Below are 25,799 nucleotides of genomic sequence, written 5' to 3'. Positions count from 1 at the left end.
CAAGACTTCAAAAATGAATGTTGTCTTGGTTCTTTAATCTTAAAACAAAAAGCGCCGATTTCAAAATTTGAAATCGGCGCTTTTTGTTTATCTTATTTTTGACTTTATTCCAATAAAAAAGGTGGAATTTCTTCCACCTTTTTTGCCCCAAATCTACCATAAACTTAACCTACTAATGTTATGGTGATTCAAATTTATAGCAGTTGTTTAATCAAAACAAATAAATTAGACAAACAACACATAAAACCGATTAAGAACTTAATTTGCTCAATTATTAGTATGCTCTCGCATCTTTTCCTTCATAAAAATTCATAAATGCTCGATTCACCACTCGGTTCCCTCCAGGAGTAGGATAATCTCCCGTGAAATACCAATCACCTAAATTTTTAGGACAAGCAATATGTAAATCTTCCACAGTTTGGAATATTATTTTTACTTCAGCATTGATTTCAGGAGAGCTTAACATTTCAGCAATTTTGTTTGAAACTTCTTGCGGTTGAAAAGGCTCATAAATTGCCGTTACATAATTTACAACATCGCTGTCAATGTAATTTTCCTGAGCTTTACATTTCAAATACACTTCATCAACAATGTGATATAAGTTTCTTTCTTTTAGTAATTCTAAAGCTGCCTTAAATGCTACTAAACCTTCCAGTTTAGCCATATCAATTCCATAACAGTCCGGATATCTAATTTGAGGCGCAGATGAAACGATTACAATACGTTTTGGATTCAAACGGTCCATCATTTTGATGATACTCATTTTCAGCGTAGTTCCACGTACAATACTATCATCAATAATCACCAAATTATCTGTTGGTTTGATAACGCCATAAGTTACATCATAAACATGGGCAACCAAATCATCACGGCTGCTGTCCTCCGTAATAAATGTTCTTAGTTTCGCATCTTTAATCGCTACTTTCTCTGTACGGATTTTTACCGAAAGCAATTCTTGTAAAGAATCCTTAGTTAAAGTATTTCTGTTTTCAAGAATGTAATTGTTCTTTCTTTGATTGAGAAAATCTTGAGCCGCTTCAACTAATCCGTAGAAGGATGTTTCAGCAGTATTTGGAATATAAGAGAAAACCGTATTATCCGTATCTTCATCAATGGCTTCCAAAACAGCAGGCAAAATCAATTTTCCTAATTTTTTTCTTTCCTGATAGATTTCAGCATCGCTTCCTCTGGAGAAATAAATACGTTCAAAAGAGCATGCTTTTTTAACTGTTGGAGGAAGAATCTCTTCCATTGAAACAGTTCCGTTTTTCTTAATTATTAATGCATTTCCTGGTTCAATTTCTTGTACTTTTTCGAAAGGCACATTGAAAACGGTTTGTATAACCGGTCTTTCAGAAGCAACAACAACTACTTCATCATCCTGATAAAAATAAGCTGGACGTATTCCTGCAGGATCTCTAAATACAAATGAATCTCCATGTCCTAAAAGTCCCGCCATAGCGTAACCTCCATCTAAATTTTTAGAAGAACGTCTCAAAATTTTAGCAATATCTAAGCGTTCCGCAATAACAGGAGATGCTTCTCTTTTAGACAAACCTTCTTCTTTACAATCTTGATACAATTGCATCACTTCTTTGTCCAGAAAATGTCCAATTTTTTCCATAACCGTAACCGTATCCGCCATTTCTTTAGGATGCTGCCCTAATTCTACCAAGTTTTGAAAAAGTTCTTTTACATTGGTCATATTGAAATTCCCGGCCAATATCAGATTTCGATGCATCCAATTGCTTTGACGCAAAAATGGATGAACACTTTCGATACTATTTTTTCCAAAAGTTCCGTAACGCACATGTCCCAAAAACAACTCCCCTATGTAAGGAATATTTTCTTTTTGAAGCGCAACATCATCTGCATATTCAGGATGAGCTGCCATCTCCTCATTTATTCTTTCATTTATTTGTTTAAATACATCTTGAATGGGCTGAGAATGATTGGATCGCACGCGACTTATATATCGCTCCCCTGGTTCAACATCCATTTTAATACTTGCAAAACCAGCCCCGTCTTGCCCTCGATTGTGTTGCTTTTCCATAAGGAGATACATTTTTTGTATTCCGTAGAAAGCCGTTCCGTATTTCTCTTTGTAAAATTCAAGCGGTTTGAGTAGTCTAACTAGTGCTATTCCACATTCGTGTTGTAAAGCGTCGCTCATTGTGTTGTTGTTTGTTGTTGTGTTTGTTGATTTAATACTTGACACTAATTATTATGTTCTAAAATAACATCCATAATTAGACCAAAAATTAAATCGTGTAATTTCTTGCCAAATTTATTTAAAAAAAAACCTCGTTTCCGAGGTTTCATGTATTATAATTCTATATCAAATTGCGTCAATGATTTGAATTGTTTCAGTCTTGACAGCACTTCTTCTTTATCTAAATCAATCATTCTTTCTGTTCCAAATTTCTCTACACAAAATGAAGCTAAATTAGAACCATGAATGATCGCGTTTTTCATGTTTTCGAATGAAACATTTTCACTCTGGGTAATAAACCCTGCAAATCCACCTGCAAAAGTGTCTCCTGCTCCTGTTGGATCAAAAACTTCTTCTAAGGGTAATGCCGGAGCAAAGAAAACTTCTTTGTCATGAAACAACAAAGCACCATGTTCTCCTTTTTTAATCACTACATATTTTGGTCCCATGGCATGAATTTTCTTCGCCGCTTTGACTAAAGAATATTCTCCCGAAAGTTGTCTCGCTTCTTCATCATTTATTGTAATAACATCTACACGCTTAATCACATCCAATAATTCTGGCAAAGCACAGTCCATCCAAAAATTCATAGTGTCCAAAACTACCAATTTAGGCTTTTTTCCCATTTGGTCTATGACACTGCTTTGAACTAGTGGATGTAAGTTTCCTAACATCACTACATCGGAATTTTTGAAATTTTGAGGAACTTTTGGCTGAAAATCTGCCAAAACGTTTAATTGAGTGTCTAATGTATCTCTTGAATTCAAATCGTTATGGTAACGACCGCTCCAAAAGAAAGTTTTCCCGCCTTTTACAACTTCAAGACCAGAAATATCAATGTTTCGTGCGGTTAATAAATCTAAATGTTCTTGTGGAAAATCATCGCCAACTACAGAAACTATTGCTGATTGTAAATTGAAATAAGAAGCTGAGAGTCCGATGTATGTTGCTGCGCCGCCTAAAATTTTATCTGTTTTTGCAAAAGGAGTTTCAATTGCGTCGAAAGCTACAGTTCCAACAATCAATAATTTATTCATTTTTTGTGTTTCGAATTAAAGCGCAAAGATAGCTCATAAGTTGTAAAATTGCAAAGGGTCTCAGTCGTAAAATTTTGCTAATTTATTTTACTGCAATCCATTGTATTACAACAACTTTTCTTCTTCTTTTTCATAGAAAGCATCTACAGAAAGTTGCTTTTGCATTGAAGCCATAACTGCCAACTCGTCACATCTTTCGTTTTGGACATGATTATTGTGCCCTTTTATCCATTTGAAATTGACTTTGTGTTTTCTATAAACCACCAGAAAACGTTTCCACAAATCAGAATTTTTCCTGTCAACAAATCCCTTTTTTTCCCAACCTAAAACCCACTTTTTCTCAACGGAATCCACCACATATTTTGAGTCTGAAATAACCAAAACTTTAGTGTTTGGGTTTTTTAATTTTTCAAGACCAACAATTACCGCCAGCAATTCCATTCTATTATTAGTAGTATGGCGAAAACCTTCGTAGAATTCCTTCTTATAAGGCTTCCCTACCCATTCCATAACCACTCCGTAACCGCCGGGACCGGGATTTCCTTTGGCAGCACCATCCGTATAAATATGTACATCGTGAGTATTCAAAATTATAAATTATGATTTAACAGTTTTTCTATCACTTCCGGAAAATATTTCTGCTCCAATTCATGAATTATTTCGGCAATTTCTTCCGGAGTTTCATCACCTGATAAAACTACATTTTTTTGAAAAAGAATATTTCCTTCATCATAATTTTCATTCACATAATGAATGGTAATTCCGGTTTCTTTTTCTTTATTCCCAACAATTGCTCTATGAATATGCATACCATACATTCCTTTTCCACCGTATTTTGGCAACAATGCAGGATGAATATTTATTATCTTATTAGGATATGTCGCGATAATGTTATCCGGGAATTTTAATAAAAATCCCGCTAAAACAATCAAATCAGGTTGGATGTTATTTATTTTTTGTAATACTTTGCTTTCATTTAATTCTTCTTTTGAGAAAATATCTGTTCCTATCCCATAATTTTTGGCTCTTTCAACCACTTTAGCATTTGGGTTGTTTGTAAACACTGCTTCCACTCTTGCAATTTCAGTTGCAGCAAAATACTTGATGATATTTTCAGCATTAGTCCCCGATCCAGAGGCGAAAATCACTATTTTTTTCATAACCTGACAATTTTAATTACGCAAAAAAAGGCATAAAAAATGAAATTAAATAACATTCAGAAGCCTTTGTCAAATATATTTTATAAATTAGACCTCACATTTATTAACTAAATAGTTGTTTTCAAATAAAGTTTTTTATTTTTGCCAACAAATTAAATTCTAAAATTAAAGATTATGTCAGACATTGCATCAAGAGTAAAAGCGATTATCGTAGACAAATTAGGTGTTGACGAAAACGAAGTTGTAACAGAAGCAAGCTTCACTAATGATTTAGGAGCTGACTCATTAGACACTGTTGAGCTTATTATGGAATTCGAAAAAGAATTTGACATTCAAATTCCAGACGATCAAGCAGAAAACATTGCTACTGTAGGTCAAGCAATCTCTTATATAGAGGAAGCTAAGAAATAATAAATTACACACCCGTTTGCAATCTTGTAAACGGGTGTTATTATTTTTTAAAAAATTAAATTCGAGATTGAGCTTCAATCAAAATATATTTATTGTAATACCCATGGCTCTTTTGTAGGAATAATACAATAAAGAAAGCATGGGTTTTATTTGTTTAAAGATAACAAAATAAAGAATTTATGGTATTAAGACGAGTTGTTGTAACAGGTTTAGGCGCTCTTACTCCTATTGGGAATAATATTGAAGAGTATTGGAACGGCCTCATTAACGGCGTTAGTGGAGCAGCACCAATTACTTATTTTGATGCTTCAAAATTTAAAACACAATTTGCATGCGAATTGAAAAATTTTAATGCCGAAGATTTCTTAGATAGAAAAGAAGCCAGAAAAATGGACCGCTATGCACAATATGCTATGGTTGCATCTGATGAAGCTGTACTTGATGCTGGTTTCAATTTTGAAAAATTAGATAAAGACAGAGTGGGTGTTATATGGGGATCTGGAATTGGAGGATTAGAAACTTTTCAAATAGAAGTTCTTAATTTCGCTGCTGGTGACGGAACACCAAAATTCAATCCTTTCTTCATCCCTAAAATGATTGCCGATATAGCTGGCGGTCATATTTCAATAAAATATGGCTTTAGAGGGCCCAATTTCACAACTGTTTCAGCTTGTGCTTCCTCTACAAACGCTATTATTGATGCTTTCAATTATATCCGATTAGGTCATGCTGATGCTATGGTTACAGGTGGTTCTGAAGCTGCGGTAACTATCGCAGGAATGGGTGGATTTAATGCCATGCATGCTTTATCTACAAGAAATGATGATCCAAAAACAGCCTCAAGACCAATGGATAAAGACAGAGATGGATTTATACTAGGTGAAGGAGCTGGTGCTCTTGTCCTTGAAGAATATGAACATGCTGTAGCTCGTGGCGCAAAAATTTATTGCGAAATTGGTGGTGGCGGAATGTCAGCAGACGCACATCATATTACAGCTCCACATCCTGAAGGATTAGGTGCCAAAAATGTAATGTTGAATTGCTTAAGAGACGCAGGTTTACAGGCAAGTGATGTTGATGGTGTAAACATGCACGGAACCTCCACACCTCTTGGAGACATGGCTGAATCTAAAGCTATTTTACATGTTTTTGGAGAACACGCTTATACCATGAATTTGAATTCAACTAAATCAATGACAGGTCATTTACTTGGGGCTGCCGGAGCAATTGAAACGATCTCCTCGATTCTTTCGATGAAATACGGAATAGTACCCCCTACAATAAATCATTTTACTAATGACGAAAGTATTGACAGTAAACTAAATTTTACTTTCAATGTGCCTCAAAAAAGAGAAATGAATGTTGTTATGAGTAATACTTTTGGTTTTGGAGGACACAATGCTTGCGTATTAGTGAAAAAATTAGACATCTAAATTAATGCGTATAATTAGAAAAATATTTTCGAAATCCCGTTCTCTAGAAGACGGGATTTTTTTTGATTCTATTCAAAAAATTTTGGGCTTCGCCCCAATCAATTTAGATTACTATAAAAAAGCCTTCACACACCGTTCCTCAAATCGACTTGATGTTTTAGGAAATCCTATCAACTACGAACGATTAGAATTTTTAGGTGATGCAATGTTAAGCTCTGTAATTGCAGCTCATTTATTCAGCAAAGCGCCAGCTGGAGACGAAGGTTATCTGACTAAAATGCGTTCAAAAATTGTAAGCAGAGAACATTTGAACGAATTAGGAAAGGATTTAAATCTGGTTCAATATATAGAAAGCAAAGTGCCGTTACAACATTTTGGCGAAAACATACACGGTAATATCTTTGAATCGCTAGTTGGAGCAATCTATTTAGACAGAGGATATGTCTACTGTGAAAAATTCATTCAGAAAAGAGTTGTCGTTCCCTATGTGGATATTGCCAGACTGGAAGGAAAAGTCATCAGCTATAAAAGCTTAATTATAGAATGGTGTCAAAAAGAGAAGAAAATATTTCATTATGATATTTTTGAGGACAATGCAATAGATGGACAACGCTTGTTTGGGGTTAAACTCAGCATCGATGATAAAGTAATTGCAAAAGCGAGAGCGACTTCTAAAAAGAAGGCAGAAGAAAAAGCGTCCCAACGTGCTTATTTTGCATTTCAAGAAAAAATGGAGAGAAAATAACATCATTTTCCTAAACCTATAACGTTTTCGTTGATAATTTAACAAAAACATCCTATTTAGATAGGTTAGAACTTCGATAGAAATACTATATTTACAACTTATTTTTTCATGAAATGGCTATTCACAAACTGGATCTTGGAGAATTTGACGAAATAGATTACTATCTAATTGCTATTCACACTTCATTAGAAGACTATAGATTGGCTTTTTTTATTAATCAATTATTGCCAATAAATCTAAGCAAAAGCAAGAATGAAATTCAGATTAATATAGAAGAAGGGGAAACAAATTTTTCAAGATTCTATTATTATGATAATGAAAAAGCAATCACTTGGAATTTGATTCAAAATAAAAATGAGGTTATTCAATATAAAAAAGGAATTAACCAAAATTTATTTTCAAATGTTACAATGGAAGTGGCAACAAAAGTCTTTTTACTTCCTGAGTTTAAAAAAGTAGATTATTTCTTAAAAATAGAGAATATTGAAGATACAACGAGCGTATCAACAATACAGACTATATTAAACAAAATCGATAACATATCTACACTTTATACCGTAGATATAAATCAAATCAAATCAAAAAACAATTTAATTTTTTAATACCAATGCTTACAAACAAAAAAACTAAAATTGTAGCCACACTGGGGCCTGCATGTAGTACAAGAGAAATCATTAAAGACATGATTGACGCAGGTGTAAATGTTTTTAGAGTGAATTTTTCACATGCTGACTACGAAGATGTAAAAGAAAAAATAAATCTGATACGAGGTCTAAATGAAGAGTTTGGTTACACAACTGCAATCCTTGGAGATTTACAAGGACCTAAACTTCGTGTAGGAGTTATGGAAGAAGGGGTTATTGTACATGATGGAGACTTAATTACATTTACTACAGCCGAAGATATCCTTGGAACTGCAAAAAAAGTATTCATGAAATACCAAAACTTTCCAAATGATGTAAATCCAGGGGAAAGAATTTTGCTTGATGATGGGAAACTTATTTTTGAAATCGTTGAGACTGATAAAAAATCAGAAGTTATAGCAAGAGTAATTCAAGGTGGTGAATTGAAATCTAAAAAAGGAGTAAATCTACCAAACACAAAAATATCTCTTCCTGCAATGACTGAGAAAGATATTGCTGATGCTATTTTTGCTATTGGGCAAAATGTGGATTGGATCGCACTATCATTTGTAAAAACACCAAGAGATTTACAAGACTTACAGGAATTAATTGCAGAACACTCAGAATATAAAATTCCAATTATTGCCAAAATAGAAATGCCGGAAGCATTAGAAAATATTGACAAAATTGTTGCTTATTGTGACGCTTTAATGGTTGCTCGTGGAGATTTAGGAGTTGAACTTCCTGCGCATGAAGTACCATTAGTTCAAAAAGAATTAATTCGCAGAGCTAAAACAGCTCGTATCCCAGTTATTGTTGCTACGCAAATGATGGAAACGATGATCACTTCTCTAACGCCAACACGAGCAGAGGTGAATGATGTTGCCAATTCTGTTATGGATGGTGCAGATGCTGTAATGCTTTCAGGAGAAACTGCCACTGGAAATTATCCGGTTCAAGTAATTCAAAAAATGACTCAAATCATTGAAGCAGTTGAGGATTCTCCGCTTATTCAAGTACCACAAAATACGCCACAGATAAAAACAAAACGTTTTATTACAAAAACAATTTGTCATCATGCTGCAACTATGGCTAATGTTATCAAAGCAAAAGCAATTTGTACCTTGACGAATAGCGGTTATACTGCTTTCCAAATTTCGGCTTGGAGACCAAATTCACATATTTTAGTTTTTACATCTAATAAAAGAATCCTTACACAACTTAATTTATTATGGGGAGTAAAATCTTTTTTCTATGAAAAAACAGTAAGTACTGATGATACGGTAACTGACATTAACGAAATCGTAAAACAAAAAGGTTTTGTACAAAAAGGAGATTTCCTTATCAATCTAGCAGCAATGCCTATAAAAGAAAAAGGAATGGTAAATACCTTGAGAGTTTCTGAAATAGAATAGTTTTAAGTTCTTCAAATATATTAAATCCGTCCCGTTATCAAACTGGACGGATTTTTTTGTTTAATTTTTCAAAAACAAACTAAACTTATCTATTTTTCATTCGAAAAAAATTAAGAACAATTAAACATTCTTCTGCAAAATAAAATTTATATTTGGGGAACAAAAAAATCGCAATCACTATGAGTTTCAATTCGAAAAATCCATTTTTAAATAATAAATCTTTTTCGTCAGCGGTATCCAGAAAAGACGAAGTACACCAAGCAACTCTGATTGATTACAATCAAGAAATGACTTTGTCAGGGACAATCAACAAGAGTCTAATTCTATTTTCACTTCTTACGGCTTCAGCCATGGTAATTTGGTGGTTAGCTTTTAATGGTATGAATCCAATGGTTCCGGCAATTGGCGGTGCTATTGTAGGACTTATTTTGGTCGTTATTTCGGCTTTCAAACCACAATATTCTCCGTATTTAGCTCCTGGATATGCCTTATTTGAAGGATTATTCATTGGTGGAATTTCGGCAATATTTGAAGCCATGTATCCCGGTATTGTGATTCAGGCCGTTGGGGCAACTTTTGTAACGTTCATGGTTTGCTTAGGATTGTATAAATATAAAATCGTAAAAGTAACAGAACAGTTCAAATCCGTTGTTGTGGCAGCTACACTTGCCATTGCGACCTATTATCTGATATCTTGGTTATTTTCTATGTTTACCAGCTTTGTACCTGTTCATTATGGCAACTCGATGATGAGCATCGGAATCAGTGTTTTTGTGATAGTTATTGCTGCTTTAAATCTATTTTTAGATTTTGACCGAATAGAAAAAGGAGTGGAACAAAAAATGCCAAAATTCATGGAATGGTATGGCGCCATGGGATTAATGATTACACTGGTTTGGTTGTATATAGAATTTTTAAGATTGTTATCTAAATTGAACAGTAAAAACTAAGCCTATTGTAAGATATTTCAATAATGAGAAAACCTTTCTAATTTTAGAGAGGTTTTTCCGTTTTATGCTGCTTTCTCAAAAGCTATGTAGTGGCTTAACTGTCCTTTCAAGTTAAAAATAGGAAATCCTTTTATCAAACAAGTATACCGCTCTCCATTCTTTTTATAGTTCAATACCGTTTTTTCAAAAGGTTCTTGAAGCTCTATTGCTTTCCGGATTTCATTCGAAGTAACCAAGCTAGTCTCCTTACCTTGAAACATCTTAGGACTTTTACCCAAAATTTCTCCTGGCTCATAGCCACTCATTTTTACTATGTTATGCGAAGCAAAAACAATAGTCAGTTTAATATCCGTTACAATTATTACTTCCTCTTTGAGTCTTGTTTTTAAATCCAAGTTGTCATAATCCCATTTATTTTGAACAGCAAATGAGTTGAGTTTATCTAAATCCAGAAAGGAATTCTTTAGTTCCTGTAAAAATTCATGATGGAAATCCCAAGAAAAAATTGGCGGTTTTTTTACGTTCAAGCAACTGTGATACTTTGCAATAGCTCCATCATATTCTTGAAAATTACTCATGATATTTTGTATTAAAAACCAAATGTAATTTTATTTATAAGAACAAAACTATAAATTTCATACTTTAACCATTGTTGAACGAGGTCAATTATTAATCAAAAATCAAATTTTAACTGCACTACAACAAATTTCTTCTCTTCGGTATTTAAATTACTTAATGAAATCCCAAGTAGCCGAACGGAATCTTTCATCCGTTCTTGATACAACAGTTCTTTTACGACTTCTATTATCAATACTTTATCAGAAATAAAATAAGGCAAAGTTTTGCTTCGGGTTTGTTGCGTGAAATCACTGTATTTTATTTTCAAAGTGACTGTTTTTCCTGCGATATTGTGTTTTTTCAACCTTCTTTCTAATGCACCGGCAATAGTTTCAAGCTGTTCTAACATATAAATTTCAGAAGAGAGATTAACATCGAAAGTGTGTTCTGCTGCAACTGATTTTGTAATTCGATTTGATTTCACTTCACTATTATGAATCCCTCTCACAACATTATAATAGAAATTTCCTGACTTCCCGAAATGTTTCTCTAAAAATTCCAATGATTTACTTTTTAATTCTACTCCGGTAAAAATTCCCAGTTGGTACATTTTTTCGGTGGTAACTTTTCCAACGCCATGAAATTTTCGAATGGGTAATTCTTCCAGAAATGAAAAGACTTCATCAGGATTGACCGTTTTTTGTCCGTTGGGTTTATTATAATCACTGGCGATTTTAGCCACAAACTTATTGACTGATATTCCAGCAGAAGCTGTTAAACCTACTTCATTAAAAATCCGCTGTCTTATCTCCTGTGCCAATAAAGTAGCACTAGGATTCCCTTTTTTGTTATTGGTTACATCTAAATACGCCTCATCGAGTGACAATGGCTCCACCAAATCCGTATAGTCATGAAAAATTTTGTGAATCTTAATTGAAATCTCCTTATACCTGTCAAATCGTGGCCTTACAAAAATGAGTTCGGGGCAATTCTTCTTGGCCATAACACTACTTATAGCGCTACGAACACCAAATTTTCTAGCCTCATAACTCGCCGCTGCAACAACGCCACGGTTTTCAGAACCTCCTACAGCAATAGGCTTTCCTCTTAACAACGGGTTGTCCATCTGCTCCACCGAAGCATAAAAGGCATCCATGTCAACATGTATGATTTTTCTATTTGGAATTAATTCCTGCATATTAAACTAATTGTATACCCAATCCTATTTTTCGAATGGTTTACTACATCCCAAAATTATTTTTGTTCTTCGGTACTTAAATAATTCTCGACTACTACCGATTTGTTTTTCTTTTCGGTAGGAAAGAAAAAACTGAATGGACGTGATTTGAAATGATTCCAAATGGAAATCGTGACAAAGCGCAACTCAAATAATGAAATGGCTCTCGAACGAAATGCCAGACCTAATGACAGGCTAAAACTTACCATAAAGTTAACCAAACCAATAATACCAATTCCAAAAACACCCCAAAATAACATCGAGTCACTCACAGCATAATTTGCGCCGTATAATGCCAAGGCCAGATTTCCGCTACCAAAAGTAATATGTCGAATATCCAGATTCAGCCCTAAAAACAAACCAATAGATGCTGTACTTCCCATGAATATACCAAACCAAAAATTAGAAACAATTCCTGCCCATCTTTTCTCATACAGTTTTGCTAATTTAATTGTCCTGTCTTTTCCTAAACTTCTTTTCAGCAAAGGATGTTCCGTTATCCTGAAAAAAACCTGATTGTGTTTATCCCTATTAGCAATACTTCCCGAAATAATTCCGGATAAAAACAAAAATACTCCGGCAATAGCTGCATGAAGAATCGCTAAGGAATGTATCGGACTTAAATCAATCAGTAACGATTCCCATTTAGTCGCAGTAATATTATAATGCAGCGTATAATCAATCAGCCAAACACCAAGTAACGAAACCGGAAATGCCATAATCACATTTCCTACAAATGCTATAAACTGAGAGCGAAAAACGCGTGCAAAAAGGATAGCAAAAGCTCTATATTTTTCGGCATCTTTACCTTGTTTTATTACTCCTTCCTCCAACGCTTTTATCAAAGCCGAAGCAGTCATGGCGGGTTGTTTTGTAGCCAATGTAAAACCCAACAAATAAATCGCAATAAATCCAAAAGCATAGTTCATGCTATAAAGAAAAGCATGTCCAAAAAAACTCGTATCAGCTTTAGAAAGCAAGACTTTAATTACACCCATTATTCCAACAATAAATCCTCCACCAAGTGCTGTCCGGAACATTTTAAAATACTCCTTTCGGCTTTCCGTAATATAATGTTCTCCTGTTTTAGCCGTATGTTGCGTTATTTCATAAGAAATCAGTTGGGTACTTTCACTAATAAATTTTCGAACATTATTTTTGTAGCAATTGTATTTAATTAAGTGTAACGCCAATGCTATTCCGTTGCTCTTTTTATCGTTCTCTTTATCTACAAGTAAAAGCGGAATTAAAAATTTTAACCGTTCTAATTGTTGCCTGATTTTTAATAAATTTTGGTTTACCCGAAGTGAAATTCCATATTTTGAACTGTTGTGAAATGCTTTATCAACAAACTCTTCACATTGCTTATGCAAAACCAATAGTTGCGCATACGATAAATCATTCGACTTGATAAAATGCTTTTCAGAATTTTTAATTTTGTCTTCAATTTGAAATAATTCCTTTTCAAAAGCCGAGAAAGGACTTTCATAATCATCAAATTCCGGTACCATTTTGATAACATCCGTTTCCATGGCACGACCACTAATTCGCTGTGTAATTAAGTGCATTCCAAATAACAATTCTGACAAAACCGAATTGAGTTCCGTGCTTTCATAAATAGATTTGAATTTTAAAAGACCATACAACTCTTCTAATTGTTGTGAGGGTATTCTATTAATCCAAATCGTGTCATCGTCTCGATAAAAAACCTGATTGAGAATATATTCTAATGTATTTTTTTGTGGCTGATAAGGTAAAAATTTAGAAAAAATCCTTTTTTTAACTTCAAAAACAAAATCAACATCTTGCAAAATAGCTGCATCCGAAAGAATCTTATTGAACTTTTTATCTTTTAAAATTTCTTTGATGTAAATGGAGAACTGTTTTCGAATACCATAATTGTCCTTTAAAAAAGAAAGGATTTCTTGTAAATCAATACTTTCCAGATTTTTAGTTTTCAAAGGGCGGATTAACCGAATTAACTCCACTAAAGGCTCTAAATCATCTTCCTTCTCGCGCCAAAACTGACTTTCATCAAAAAAATTAGTTAATAATCCAGCTGGAGTTGGCTTGGGTTTTACTTTGAAAAATAATTTCATTATTTGGCTCAATTTTGGTAAAAATACAAATTGACCCACCAACTTTCATTAAGTTAATCATAAATAAATGATTATAGAAGTACTTTCAAAAACTTAATGTTGCACGTAAAATTCGGTTAAAATCCAAAACCATATCCTTCTCTATCGTCTATTGTATGAAAAAAAATTAGCGTAAGCTATTATAAACCCTTCTGAAAGAGATAAAATTAACAGTAATAAAAATATTTAATATCTTTGAAGCATGAGATTAGCCCAGATAAAAGTGGAAATCTTCGATTGAAAAAAACTATTTTTTCTTTTTAAAAAAGAGCGACCCAGAAGCTCCTTTTTTTAAAATAGAAAAAAAGTTTTATGATTGAGAAATTGAAACGGATAGCTGGAAATTGCTACAAATACTTAAATAAACTTAACGATAAAATGATTGAAATAGAAAGAAAATTTTTGGTTAAAGACAATTCGTTCAAGACAACCGCTTTCGCTGAAAATCATATTGCACAAGGCTATTTAAGTTCGGTTCCGCAACGTACCGTTCGTGTTCGCATAAAAGGAGAGAAAGGATTTTTGACTATAAAAGGGATTTCAAATGAATCAGGATTATCCCGTTTTGAGTGGGAAAAGGAAATTCCTGTTGAAGAAGCTAAAGCATTACTCCTTTTATGTGAAAAAGGCGTTATAGATAAAACCCGATTTGAAGTCAGATCAGGCAATCACGTTTATGAAATTGATGTGTTTTATGGTGATAATGAAGGATTGATTATTGCTGAGATTGAACTGGGCTCTGAAACCGAAACATTTGAAAAGCCAAGCTGGTTAGACGAGGAAGTGACCGATGACAAACGGTATTACAATTCCTATTTAAGCAATAATCCTTACAAAAACTGGTAATTTAATTATTCAATACGGCTATTGTCACCTTCATGCCTCCATCGTCTTTACGTGAAGCAATATCCTTAAAAGCTCGTTTTGACAAGTCAATTTCTCTTGACCTGACAAATGGGCCTCTATCAGTAATTTCCACAATTACTGATTTACCATTAGCTTCATTTGTTACTTTTACTTTTGTCCCAAAAGGTAATTTTTTGTGTGCTGCAGTATATTTATTATTATCGAATCTCGTACCGCTTGTGGTTCTTTTTCCATTAAATTTATCCGCATAATAAGATGCATGAGCTTCTTTTTTATAAATTTTAAACTTCCCTAACGAAGTAATTAAAGAATCCAATTTATCATCTTGCTGTTCAACTGCTACTTTAGCCTTTTTGAGAGAGTCTTTTTGAATTATAGCTTTTTGTCTATCTGAGATTGAACTTTGACTGCTAACTAAACCAATGGCCAGCAAAAAAAATAATGTTATTAATTTTTTCATTTATATCTTTTTAGTTAAATCTATTTTACAAAAACCATACCCAGATAAAAAAAGCTCTATTTCTAGAGCTTTAATTGATTTTTAAAACCACATTTTCCATGGAATTCTACTTAAAATAAGCAATAATCCTAGACCATAAAAAATAGAAAACGTTTTGAATTTTGATTCGCTAGTAGTTAATTTTTTATGTTTTGACCATCCAATTGTAATCAAAGTAATTGCAATAATATTTATTAGCGGATGTTCCAATGATGTCAAACGCAACGCTTTATCTGACATTTGTCCTAATGAAGCAAGCCCTAATGGTGAAACAAAATATAAAATTAAACCAATCAACAATTGTGTGTGGGTTCCTATAAGACCAAATAATGCTATTTTTCTATCTTTTGAAGTAAATTCTTTTTTAGAAGACATTCCTATAAAGGAATTAACAACTGCAACTACTAATAATAAAAGTGCTAAATAAGCCCAACCAGAATGAAATTTTTGAATGAATTCGTACATAAATTATATTTTTGTTTTAACAAATATAAGAAAAAAAGGCATAAAAAAAACCACGCTGTAATGCGTGGTTTTGATTTTTTGATATTTTTTTCAGGTATTATTTACCAAATATATACCTAAGTGTAAATTGTGCTTGCCAAACATCAAAAGTTGAAGCATTTTTCTGTAACGTATCTTTAATTAAAGTTTTCGTTCCTGCCGCATCTGTTTGTGTAGCTAATTGGAAAAAAGGCACATTAGCAGTAGTCGCTCTATAACTTAAAACGGCTGCGCTTGTAACTCTTTGCGTTACTCCCCAATCTTTATTCAAGAAGTTAGTAAAGTTTAACACGTCAGCTCTAAATTGAAAATTATTCTTTTTACCTGCAATTTTGATATAAAAATCTTGAGTCGCTGATAAATCTAATCTATGTAACATTGGCAAAACTCCACCATTTCTTGCTGTATATTGACCTCTTCTTGAAGAAAGATATGAATCTTGCTTAATAAAAGCTTCATACGCCTGTTGCTGTTGTGCTTCACTATAATTTGTTACAACATTTGCCCCATTTACAACATTTGTAACCGCTAAAGTTTGAAAACGGATTTCATTTGCATTGTTTGGAACATACATCAGGTCATTCCCATTAACTTGATCTCCATTCATATCACCTCCATAAGCATAAGAGTATGGTCCCGCTTGCTCTCCAATGTATCCTAGATTAATAGAAGTCGCTGCCCCAATATTTTTACCGTATTCGATTTTATAACCTAATATACCAACTATTCTATGTGGCGTATTATTAGAAGACAATGACAAAGGTAAATCGTTGTTACCATTGATTGATCTTGCTCCAGTCCAAGAACCTGCAGCAATAGAACCTGCAGATAACAAATCATTCGCGCTTGAATGTGTATAGGCTAATGAACCCCAAAGGCCTTTTTTGTAAGGATACTCTAATTTAAATGTTGTTGAATAAAAATATCCTTTATCAGTATTTGTTAATACAACGGCACTAGAAACATTGTCATTTACACGGACACCATTGTCATTTCTAGCAAATACAGGCCTTTTATCAGGCCCGCTGAAATTCCCAACCGGTACTTCAAAGTTAGTATTGTAATAGTGAATTGCATTAATGTTTTGTTGAAAGATCCCTTCTATAGTCCCAACGAAACCAAAAGGAAGTTTTTGATCAACTGCGATATTTGTTTTCCAAACTTGTGGAAATTTAAATTTTTTGGCTGTAAAAGCTAATTCAAATGTAGAGGGAAGTGTTGGCGTTGCAGGAATAAAATAATTGTTAGGATTTGGAGTAAAACCATATCCACCTGTTCCAACTGCTGCACCACTAACATCAACAAAACCTGTAAGAACTCCGTTGTTACCGATAGCATTAGATAAAAATACTGATGGCGCTCTTCCTGTGAACACACCACTACCTCCACGTAATTGTGTTGTAGCATCTCCATTTACATCTAAATTAAAACCTACTCTAGGTTCAAATAAATATTGCGTATTTGGCATTTCTCCAGTATTGAACTTTTCACCATTTGCAAAAGTCATTGCTGTAACTTTTGTGTTTTCAAGTGCAGTATCAGCAAACCAAACTGCTGAAGCACGAAGACCTAATGTAACTCTTAATTTATCACTTACTTTAATTTCGTCTTGAGTGTACAAGTCTAATTTATTTGATTTCAAAATCTGTAAAGGTTCTACTGCACCTGGTAAAGCAGAATATCTGAATTGTAAACGAGCTGGTAATGCTGTAGTCGATGGAGCACCACCAGTATTAGCAGATTGATTAGCCGCAGCATAAAAATCACTTAATGAGTTAAAGACATATACTCCATTTGAACCCGAGAAAAATAAGTTACTTGATTTAAAATACTCAAAATTAGCCCCAAACAACAAAGAATGATTTCCTATTGTTTTCGTCAAATTATCAGTAAAGTGTAATGTAGAATAACTAAGTTTATTTCCTTGTGTAAATGGGTCCAAACCTGCAGAAATAAAAGTAGCTGCTCCATTTTTTATATCAATAGTAGGAAATAAACCACCACCTTGTAAACTTCTATCTTCAATTTGTTTATCATAACCTCCGATGAAGTTATTGTACCATGAATTACTTAATTTACTGTTCAGTTCTACTACAACAGATCTTGTGTTATCCAATATTACATAACCACTGTTTTGGAACGACATAGCAAGTGCACTAGTTCTCCTATTTCCAAATCCTAATGAATTTGAGTTAGAAGTCAACTCGTCAGAATTTGAGTTATGAAAAACATAACGAGCAGTAAGTTTATGATTGTCATTAATATTCCAGTCGATTCTGGCAAGGAATTTTTTTGAAATTTTTGAAGCATCATAATTTTCCCATGGTCCTGTTGTATAATTAAATTTGTCTTTCAAAAAAGTTGAAAGCGTTTGCATTTCTGCAAATGTAGGTAATGAAACCTGAGCACTTGGTTGCGGTGAACCTGTAGAAGTCCAAGTTGTAGCCGGGCTTGTATTTTCTATTGTTTCAAAATTTCCAAAAAAGAATAATTTGTCTTTAATGATTGGAGCTCCAATTCTAGCTCCCCAAATTTTTTCATTAAATTTTCCTGGTACTATTACAGCAGCTCCAGCTTTAGTTCCTATGAAATCCTTCTTGTTGCTTCTAAAGGAATTATAAACAGAACCTTCAATTTCATTTGTTCCACTTTTAGTTACTGCATTAATTCCAGAACCTAAAAACCCTGATTGACGTACATCATAAGGTGCAATATTAACCTGTAATTGTTCAATTGCGTCTAAAGATATCGCTGTTGACCCCGTTCTACCTCCTGCTTGTGAATCACTTCCAAGACCAAATCCATTATTAAATACAGATCCATCAATAGTAAAATTATTCAATCGTGAATCCTGACCTCCAAAAGTACCATTACTTCCAGCGTTAGCATTATATTTTGTAATTGCGTTTATTGAACGTGCTCCTGTAACAGGAACAGCCACTAACTCTCTATTAGAAAATTGTTGAGAAGCTCCAGTTCTTCCTTTATTGAAAGTTCCTTTTGATTTTGTAGAAACTACTACAACTTCACTTAAAACATTTGACTCTTCATCAACAACAATATTTATTGTTATATTATTACCTAAAGGTGCATTAATCTCAGTAATTTCAGTTGTTTTGTAACCAACATAAGTAACTTTTACAGTGTAAGGACCTCCTGGCCTAATTCCTTGAACAGCATATCCTCCATTAGAACCTGTTGTTGAAAAATATTTTGTCCCAGTCGGTTTATGAACAACCTCAACTGAAGCACCTGGTAATGTTTCGCCTCTACTTGATTTAACAGTACCAGACATTGCAGAACTAGTAACCTGCGAATGACCAACAGCTGATAAAAAAATAATCAAAATAAAAATAATTTTCTTCATTTTTGTTTTTTGTTTAATTTATTAATTTTTAGCAAAATTATAACATTTAAACCGCATACTGTTATGAAAACGTTAAGAAAACCTATCTAAATCACAATTTTTTGCTTTAAAGTGATTATTGCAACATAATTGTTAAAAAATAATTTAATTATTCTTTTTTAACAATTATATATATTCATCTGATAAAAATATTATAAAAACCAATTTGTTAAAAAATAGAAATCATTATCAAAAACTCACTATCACTGAATTACTTACATAAAAAAGCCCCGATTTTATAAAAAATCGGGGCTTTTGAGTATTTAAAAATTTAAAAACTAACAAGAGTCATTGTAATCTTCCTAATTAAATCAAATTTAAAAACTGTTTTATTTATTCGAAAGAAAATGATTCAATAAAAATGCAGTTGAAGAATCGTGATTTTTTACTTTTTTAGTATTAATCTCTTCTAAAATTGAGTTGGCTAATTGTTTTCCAAGTTCAACTCCCCATTGATCGTAACTGAATATATTCCAAATGATTCCTTGAACAAAAATCTTGTGCTCATATAAAGCAATCAAAGAGCCTAACGATCTTGGAGTCAATTTTTGTATTAGAATAGTATTTGTAGGTTTGTTACCTGCAAAAACTTTAAACGGCAAAAGAAATGCAGCTTTATCTGCAGCAAGACCTTGTTTATCGAATTCAGCTTGAACTTGTTCTTCTGTTTTCCCGTGTAACAATGCTTCGGTTTGTGCAAAAAAGTTAGACATCAATTTATCATGATGATCTTCATCTCCGTAAAGTGGTTTTATAAATCCAATAAAATCAGTAGGAATCAACTTGGTTCCTTGATGAATTAACTGAAAAAAAGCATGTTGTGAATTGGTTCCCGGCTCACCCCAAATAATAGTTCCGGTTTGATAATTTACTGGCTTGCCATCACGACCAACACTTTTTCCATTACTTTCCATAGTACCTTGCTGTAAGTAAGGCGCTAATTTTTGTAAATATTGTGTGTAAGGAATTAAAGCTTCGCTTTCGGCACCAAAGAAATTATTGTACCAAACACTTAATAAAGCTAAAACCACTGGTACATTTTTATCAAAATCAGCAGTTTTGAAATGTTCGTCCATTTCATTGGCCCCACTTAATAATTCGTCAAAATTTTCAAAACCAACTGACAGACTTATTGAAAGTCCTACTGCACTCCATAAAGAAAAACGCCCCCCAACCCAGTCCCACATAGGGAATACATTGTCAGGATTAATACCAAATTCTGTTACTTTTACAATATTTGTAGAAACCGCCACAAAATGTTTAGCAACATCTTCTTGTTTTGCTGATTCTAAAAACCATTTTCTGATTGTTTCAGAATTAGTTAATGTTTCCTGCGTTGTAAATGTTTTAGAAACGATGACAAAAAGCGTAGTTTCAGGATTTAGTTTTTTTATAATTTCATTTACATGATCCCCGTCCACATTTGAAACAAAATGAACGTTTAAATGATTTTTGTAAAATTGTAATGCTTCAACTGCCATTGCAGGTCCTAAATCTGAACCACCAATACCGATGTTGACAATATCCGTAAACGGTTTTCCAGTAAAACCAGTTCTTTGTCCTGAAGTTACTTCAAGAGTAAATGCCTTTATTTTATTTTTTACTTCATAAACTTCAGGAACTACATTTTGCCCTTCTACATTTATAACAGCTGATTCTTTAGCTCTTAAAGCTGTATGAAGTACTGCTCTATTTTCCGTTTGATTTATAATTCCACCATCAAAATAGTCAGCTATCGCACTTTTAAGTCCAGCTTCTTCTGCCAACTCAAGTAATAATTCAAGCGTTTCTTGGTTGATGATATTTTTTGAATAATCAACTAAAAAATCATTCCATTTCAAGTTAAATTTCTCTGTTCTTGAATCATCAGCTTGAAACAGTTCTTTCATGGAAGCTTTTTGCATTTCACTGTAATGCTGCTGAAGTTTCTTCCAAGCTACTGTTTCTGTTGGGTTTATTGTATTTAAAGCCATTTATTTTGGATTGTAGTTTTGTTTAATTTTTGACAAAAATACTGAAATTAGTTTTAACGATAAATGTGTTTACAATTATTCTTTAAACTAAGTAGAAAAGAATGATGATGATTTACGAAATTAATTTTGTTACAAATTAGCAACGCTATCTAATTGCCATTTTAAAGGAGTAATAACCTTTAAAAACTGCTCTTTATTTCTACCGCTCATTGGTTCACCAGTAGGCAATTTAAGCCGTAACGCATCTACCTGAACGCCATTTTTCCAAAATCGATAACAAACATGAGGACCCGTCGCTAAACCAGTACTTCCTACTCGACCTATAATCTGACCTTGATTGACATGCTGCCCCCTTCGTACCAAAATCCTTGACATGTGTAAATATTGAGTGGAATAGGTTCCGTTGTGCTTTACTTTTACAAAATTCCCATTTCCTGCGGTAAAACCTGTCTGCTCTACATTTCCTGCAGCAGTAGTTGTAATTGGGGTTCCGTATGGCGCAGCATAATCGGTTCCTTTATGCGCTTTCCATCTTTGTTGTACTGGATGGAATCGATTAGTTGAAAAACGAGACGAAATTCTGCTAAATTTAATTGGTGTTTTAAGAAAGAAATTTTTCAATGTTTTCCCTTCCTCGTCGTAATATTCTATTTTATTGGAAGAAGGATTTTGAGCATAAGGAAATGCGTAAATTATTTTTCCTTTGTATTCAAAAAAAGCAGCTTTAAGACTATCTACTCCATCATAAACGGAGTCATTTATAAATCGTTCCGTAAAAGTAATAGCAAACCGATCTCCTTTTTTAAGTTTAAAAAAATCAATAGACCAAGCATAAATTTTAGATATTTTACTTGCCAAAGCACCTTCTACATTTGCATCTTCCAAAGTTTCAGACAAAGAACTCTTTAATAATCCCCCTATTGTACGGGTCTTAATAGTAATAGGTTTCGTTTTTTTATATACAACCACTGCCGTGTCACGCAAATCGACAACATAATAGGTCAATGCATCCGGTTGATAAATAAAAACCTGTAAATTATTTGTTTTGTTTTTTGATCTTAGTAGCGTATACGGTTTGTTTATCCTGATTGTTCTAACATCAAATGTGTCCTTTACCTTTTTAATAATATCATATACTTTCCTATTACCAATATTTTGATTTTCGATAATTGTACCAAAAGTATCTCCTTTTTTTACCGTATCGTGAACCACATTAAAATCAGAATACCTAAACCCAAACTCCATTTTCTTAGCTGCTGGTTTTATAATTTCTTTTTCTAATACATCATTAGATTTATTACAAGAAACTAAAGAAAACAACACTATAATTGCTATTAATACTTGTTTCAAACTATATTTATTTTTTATTCTAATTAATTTTATTCGCCCCAATGTACCAACTCATCAGCCGACCATAATTCAGGAAAAAATATCCTGCGTTGGTATTTTGGATGCATATATTTTTTCCAGTCACTTCCGCCTGTAGCTTCCCCATTTCCTTTTCCGCTTTGATCAATATATTTTATGGCTACATTCAAGTGTTGCATCACCCAAGTAATATTTACGGTATGGTCATAATGGCGCATCGCTTTTATTAACTCTGGATTTTTTTGATCTAAATTTGGAAGTTGCTTAAATTTTTTCCAAATATTTATGGTGTTATATTCCTCCATATGTTTCAAAAACATTCCTTTGTATTTTCTTTCAAATTCCTCGAGTAAAAATGATTTTTTACCGGTGTGATAATCTTTTCCGGCTGCTTGCCAATATAAATGCTCAAAAGCAAATTCCAAAGGAGTATTCCTGTCAATTGTATCTCTATAACGGTAATCGATAAGATTTATTAAATCTGTCGAACAAAATTCTATTAATCTGTATTGCGCACTTTGAAAACCACTTGCAGGAGTAAGGGTGTTTCTAAATTTCATGTATTGATCTACATCCATTCCATCTTCCATTATACCGAAAGAAGTGGTCAACATATCAAAATAACGGCTGATTCGCATTAATCTTTCCGTAAAAAAATCAATTTTTATATCCTGACAATATGAAATTTGATTCATTTCCCAAAGTATCATCTTGAATATTAATTCATTAACTTGATGATACATGATAAAAACCATTTCGTCAGGAAGTGTGGTTCTTTGAATCTGAAGATTTAACAACGCATCGGTATGAATATAATCCCAATAAGTAATCGGCTTAGACCAAAGTAGTCCTTCTAGATGCGTCTCGGTTTTCTGGTTTATTGCTTCAAATTTAAGCTCAATTTCTTTTAAAATTGATTCAGAATTATCATTATTGTCCATTATTATTTTTTATTTTAAACTGATTCTTCAATCCTCTAAATTCATCTAAATCTGCTTTGATTGAACCTACAGCCAGACTTGCTCTAATTCGCAAGGGTATTTTATTGTCATCGTCCGAAATCCAAACGGTTAAACTTTCCTGCTCTTTAAAAACACGCCCCGATTGCACCAAGGGTCTAAAAACCATCGTTGAAACTACCCCAAATTTAGTTGTAATATCTTCATGGCCTATAAATTTCATCTTAAATTTTGTTGCTTCATCATCAAAAAACATATCAATTGCTACGGATTCTCCCGGCTTGATTTTATCGATACTTGGAAAATTTCTTAAATAGTAGAAAGTGGACAAAATGTCTTGTGCATTTTTGGGAATAACGATTGTCTTTTCGTTTTTATGTTTGTAATCCTTTACAAGAATTCTATTTGTAGTTTGATTGAAAAAACCTTCTTGATTTTTAGTGTAGCCTCCTTCGTTTATTTTTCTTACAAATCGATATGGGTTTCCAGTTTCCTTATCAATATAACTTTCATACAAATCATCCACTTTAAAGAAAAATCGTGACATTCCGGTAGTGTATCCTTTACCTACAACATGAAAAGTTTTTTTATTATTTAAGATTGCGTCTTTGACTTCAAGCGTAGCATATCCCGCATTCACTATACCGTAATGAATTCTAAATTTAAAATACTCGCCCACGTCATAAGCATCTTCTTTTTGAGAATCGAAACTTACGGTTGTTACAAATAGTATTAATAGTATTATTTTTTTCATTACTTTTTGTCAATTTATTGACTGTAATAGCAAATTTTATTCCAAATATATTAAAACAAAAAAACTCAGTCAAATAATGACTGAGTTTTTATGCTATTAACTAACCAAAAAACTATAAATTATGAAATTTATATCAATATAGGAAGGAAACCACCCCTTCCTGTTTTGTAGGTGCAAAGCTAATTAATAAAACTAATTTTTAAAGCTTCCAAATAAAGTTTAACACAACATTTGCATAAAAACAGGCCATTCACTGATTATTTTTTAACACAACATAAAAATAACACGTTTTTACAGCGTTCCTCGCAATTGTTGTTCTCGTTCAATAGACTCAAAAAGGGCCTTAAAATTACCCGCTCCAAAACCTTTGGCTCCCATTCTTTGTATGATTTCAAAAAACAACGTTGGTCTGTCCTGAACTGGCTTTGTAAAAATTTGTAATAAATACCCTTCCTCATCCGCATCGACCATAATGGCCAGTTTCTCTATCTCGCTTAAATCTTCCTTCATCATTTTCATATGCGCTCCCAATCGCTCCGGAATTGCCTCATAATAGGTATGTGGAGGAGCTGACAAGAATTCTATACCTCTTGCTTTCAATTGAGATACTGTATTGATAATATCATCTGTTGCAATAGCGATGTGTTGAATACCGGGGCCACCATAAAAGTCTAGATATTCCTCGATTTGTGACTTTTTCTTTCCTTCGGCAGGTTCGTTAATTGGGAATTTAATTCTTCCGTTTCCATTGGACATTACTTTACTCATCAAGGCCGAATATTCGGTGTTAATTTGTTTGTCATCAAAGGAAAGGAAATTTACAAATCCCATTACTTCTTCATAGAACTTAACCCAGGTATTCATTTCATTCCAACCTACATTACCCACCATGTGGTCTATATATTTTAATCCTGTTGGCTCCGGATTATAATCAGACTTCCATTCCTTATAACCTGGCAAGAAAACACCATTGTAATTTTTGCGTTCCACAAAAATATGAACGGTTTCCCCGTAAGTATAAATCCCGGAACGTATTACTTCTCCAAATTCATCTTTTTCTACTGTTGGTTCCATAAAAGAACGCGCACCACGTTTCATTGTTTCCTCGTAAGCGCTAGTGGCATCTTCTACCCAAAGTGCGGCAACTTTTACGCCGTCTCCATGTTTTCTCAAATGTTCATGTATAGGAGAATCTTGCGTTAATGGCGTGGTCAATACGATGCGAATCTTATCTTGTTTTAGCACATAAGAGGTTCTGTCTCTTACTCCGGTTTCTAATCCTGCATAAGCCAATGATTGATATCCGAAAGCAGTTTTATAATAATGTGCGGATTGTTTTGCGTTTCCTACATAGAATTCTACATAATCGGTCCCTAATAAAGGAAGAAAATCTTGCGCTCCTTCAAATATTTTTTCGAGTCCGTATTCTACTGATTTTACTTCTTTACTCATTGTGATTTATTTTTTGATTCGGCAAATCTAATTTTGGAACGCGGATAATCCTGCTACAATAGATTTACACAGATTTACTAATTTAAAAAAGATATTGT

Annotated in this window: 22 protein-coding genes; 7 read left to right on the top strand and 15 right to left on the bottom strand. The window is 33.3% G+C overall.

The genetic code is table 11. The features are described from left to right. Positions 1-274 precede the first annotated feature (274 nt). The 4 genes from ACM55M_RS02905 to purN all read right to left on the bottom strand — a co-directional run bounded on the left by ACM55M_RS02905 (position 275) and on the right by purN (position 4,409). Complete coding sequence (locus ACM55M_RS02905) at positions 275-2,173, bottom strand: amidophosphoribosyltransferase (protein ID WP_416855991.1); 1,899 nt, start codon at positions 2,171-2,173, stop codon at positions 275-277. Between the two features lie 152 nt (positions 2,174-2,325). After that, positions 2,326-3,249, bottom strand: coding sequence for a PfkB family carbohydrate kinase (locus tag ACM55M_RS02900; RefSeq protein ID WP_416855990.1), 924 nt, complete (start codon positions 3,247-3,249; stop codon positions 2,326-2,328). Positions 3,250-3,354: 105 nt separating this feature from the next. Then, complete coding sequence (rnhA, locus tag ACM55M_RS02895) at positions 3,355-3,837, bottom strand: ribonuclease HI (RefSeq protein WP_416855989.1); 483 nt, start codon at positions 3,835-3,837, stop codon at positions 3,355-3,357. A 2-nt stretch (positions 3,838-3,839) separates the two neighbouring features. After that, a complete protein-coding gene (gene purN / locus ACM55M_RS02890) occupies positions 3,840-4,409 on the bottom strand; it encodes a phosphoribosylglycinamide formyltransferase (RefSeq protein WP_416855987.1) in 570 nt (189 codons plus the stop codon). A gap of 174 nt (positions 4,410-4,583) precedes the next feature. On the opposite strand from purN, the gene ACM55M_RS02885 reads away from it, so the two are divergent. From ACM55M_RS02885 to ACM55M_RS02860, 6 genes are all read left to right on the top strand, one after another. After that, a complete protein-coding gene (locus ACM55M_RS02885) occupies positions 4,584-4,820 on the top strand; it encodes an acyl carrier protein (protein WP_007137004.1) in 237 nt (78 codons plus the stop codon). A gap of 179 nt (positions 4,821-4,999) precedes the next feature. Further along, positions 5,000-6,253 carry a beta-ketoacyl-ACP synthase II gene (fabF, locus tag ACM55M_RS02880; protein ID WP_416855986.1) on the top strand — a complete coding sequence of 418 codons (1,254 nt, stop codon included), beginning with the start codon at positions 5,000-5,002 and terminating at the stop codon, positions 6,251-6,253. Between the two features lie 4 nt (positions 6,254-6,257). Further along, the gene (locus tag ACM55M_RS02875; RefSeq protein WP_416855985.1) at positions 6,258-6,998 is read left to right on the top strand and encodes a ribonuclease III family protein; all 741 of its coding nucleotides are present in this window, start codon (positions 6,258-6,260) and stop codon (positions 6,996-6,998) included. Between the two features lie 113 nt (positions 6,999-7,111). Then, positions 7,112-7,600 carry an IPExxxVDY family protein gene (locus tag ACM55M_RS02870; protein WP_416855984.1) on the top strand — a complete coding sequence of 163 codons (489 nt, stop codon included), beginning with the start codon at positions 7,112-7,114 and terminating at the stop codon, positions 7,598-7,600. A 5-nt stretch (positions 7,601-7,605) separates the two neighbouring features. Then, the gene (gene pyk / locus ACM55M_RS02865; RefSeq protein WP_416855983.1) at positions 7,606-9,036 is read left to right on the top strand and encodes a pyruvate kinase; all 1,431 of its coding nucleotides are present in this window, start codon (positions 7,606-7,608) and stop codon (positions 9,034-9,036) included. 179 nt (positions 9,037-9,215) lie between these two features. Then, entirely contained in the window at positions 9,216-9,986 is a 771-nt protein-coding gene (locus ACM55M_RS02860) for a Bax inhibitor-1/YccA family protein (protein ID WP_416855982.1), read from the top strand. A 62-nt stretch (positions 9,987-10,048) separates the two neighbouring features. Here the strand turns inward: ACM55M_RS02860 and ACM55M_RS02855 are convergent, their stop codons facing one another. The 3 genes from ACM55M_RS02855 to ACM55M_RS02845 all read right to left on the bottom strand — a co-directional run bounded on the left by ACM55M_RS02855 (position 10,049) and on the right by ACM55M_RS02845 (position 13,880). Beyond that, on the bottom strand, positions 10,049-10,564 hold the full coding sequence (locus ACM55M_RS02855) for a PAS domain-containing protein (RefSeq protein ID WP_416855981.1): 516 nt from the start codon (positions 10,562-10,564) through the stop codon (positions 10,049-10,051). A gap of 95 nt (positions 10,565-10,659) precedes the next feature. Then, entirely contained in the window at positions 10,660-11,742 is a 1,083-nt protein-coding gene (dinB, locus tag ACM55M_RS02850; protein ID WP_416855980.1) for a DNA polymerase IV, read from the bottom strand. Between the two features lie 56 nt (positions 11,743-11,798). Beyond that, positions 11,799-13,880 carry a recombinase gene (locus ACM55M_RS02845; protein WP_416855979.1) on the bottom strand — a complete coding sequence of 694 codons (2,082 nt, stop codon included), beginning with the start codon at positions 13,878-13,880 and terminating at the stop codon, positions 11,799-11,801. A 417-nt stretch (positions 13,881-14,297) separates the two neighbouring features. Here ACM55M_RS02845 and ACM55M_RS02840 point away from each other — a divergent pair, with 417 nt between their 5' ends. After that, a complete protein-coding gene (locus ACM55M_RS02840; RefSeq protein WP_416855978.1) occupies positions 14,298-14,765 on the top strand; it encodes a CYTH domain-containing protein in 468 nt (155 codons plus the stop codon). A 1-nt stretch (position 14,766) separates the two neighbouring features. Here ACM55M_RS02840 and ACM55M_RS02835 read toward each other — a convergent pair whose 3' ends face one another. The 8 genes from ACM55M_RS02835 to hppD all read right to left on the bottom strand — a co-directional run bounded on the left by ACM55M_RS02835 (position 14,767) and on the right by hppD (position 25,701). Beyond that, positions 14,767-15,246 carry a septal ring lytic transglycosylase RlpA family protein gene (locus ACM55M_RS02835; protein ID WP_416855977.1) on the bottom strand — a complete coding sequence of 160 codons (480 nt, stop codon included), beginning with the start codon at positions 15,244-15,246 and terminating at the stop codon, positions 14,767-14,769. Positions 15,247-15,327: 81 nt separating this feature from the next. Continuing rightward, positions 15,328-15,750 (bottom strand): hypothetical protein, encoded by a 423-nt coding sequence (locus ACM55M_RS02830; protein WP_416855976.1) that lies wholly within the window; start codon positions 15,748-15,750, stop codon positions 15,328-15,330. A 97-nt stretch (positions 15,751-15,847) separates the two neighbouring features. Next, positions 15,848-19,156 carry a TonB-dependent receptor gene (locus tag ACM55M_RS02825; protein ID WP_416855975.1) on the bottom strand — a complete coding sequence of 1,103 codons (3,309 nt, stop codon included), beginning with the start codon at positions 19,154-19,156 and terminating at the stop codon, positions 15,848-15,850. A 368-nt stretch (positions 19,157-19,524) separates the two neighbouring features. Next, positions 19,525-21,168, bottom strand: coding sequence for a glucose-6-phosphate isomerase (gene pgi, locus ACM55M_RS02820; RefSeq protein ID WP_416855974.1), 1,644 nt, complete (start codon positions 21,166-21,168; stop codon positions 19,525-19,527). A 129-nt stretch (positions 21,169-21,297) separates the two neighbouring features. Further along, positions 21,298-22,518 carry a M23 family metallopeptidase gene (locus tag ACM55M_RS02815; protein ID WP_416855973.1) on the bottom strand — a complete coding sequence of 407 codons (1,221 nt, stop codon included), beginning with the start codon at positions 22,516-22,518 and terminating at the stop codon, positions 21,298-21,300. 29 nt (positions 22,519-22,547) lie between these two features. Beyond that, positions 22,548-23,477 carry a tryptophan 2,3-dioxygenase family protein gene (locus ACM55M_RS02810; protein WP_416855972.1) on the bottom strand — a complete coding sequence of 310 codons (930 nt, stop codon included), beginning with the start codon at positions 23,475-23,477 and terminating at the stop codon, positions 22,548-22,550. After that, the gene (locus tag ACM55M_RS02805; protein WP_416855971.1) at positions 23,467-24,249 is read right to left on the bottom strand and encodes a DUF3108 domain-containing protein; all 783 of its coding nucleotides are present in this window, start codon (positions 24,247-24,249) and stop codon (positions 23,467-23,469) included. Before ACM55M_RS02805 ends, ACM55M_RS02810 begins: the two co-directional genes overlap by 11 nt. Before the next feature lie 291 nt (positions 24,250-24,540). Further along, positions 24,541-25,701, bottom strand: a complete 1,161-nt coding sequence (gene hppD, locus ACM55M_RS02800) for a 4-hydroxyphenylpyruvate dioxygenase (RefSeq protein WP_416855970.1) — start codon at positions 25,699-25,701, stop codon at positions 24,541-24,543. Positions 25,702-25,799 lie beyond the last annotated feature (98 nt).

The sequence above is a fragment of the Flavobacterium galactosi genome, from assembly GCF_048158585.1.
In the GTDB taxonomy this organism is placed as follows: domain Bacteria; phylum Bacteroidota; class Bacteroidia; order Flavobacteriales; family Flavobacteriaceae; genus Flavobacterium; species Flavobacterium galactosi.
Note: the sequence above shows the minus strand (reverse complement) of the source record. Positions and strands in the feature narration are given on the sequence as shown.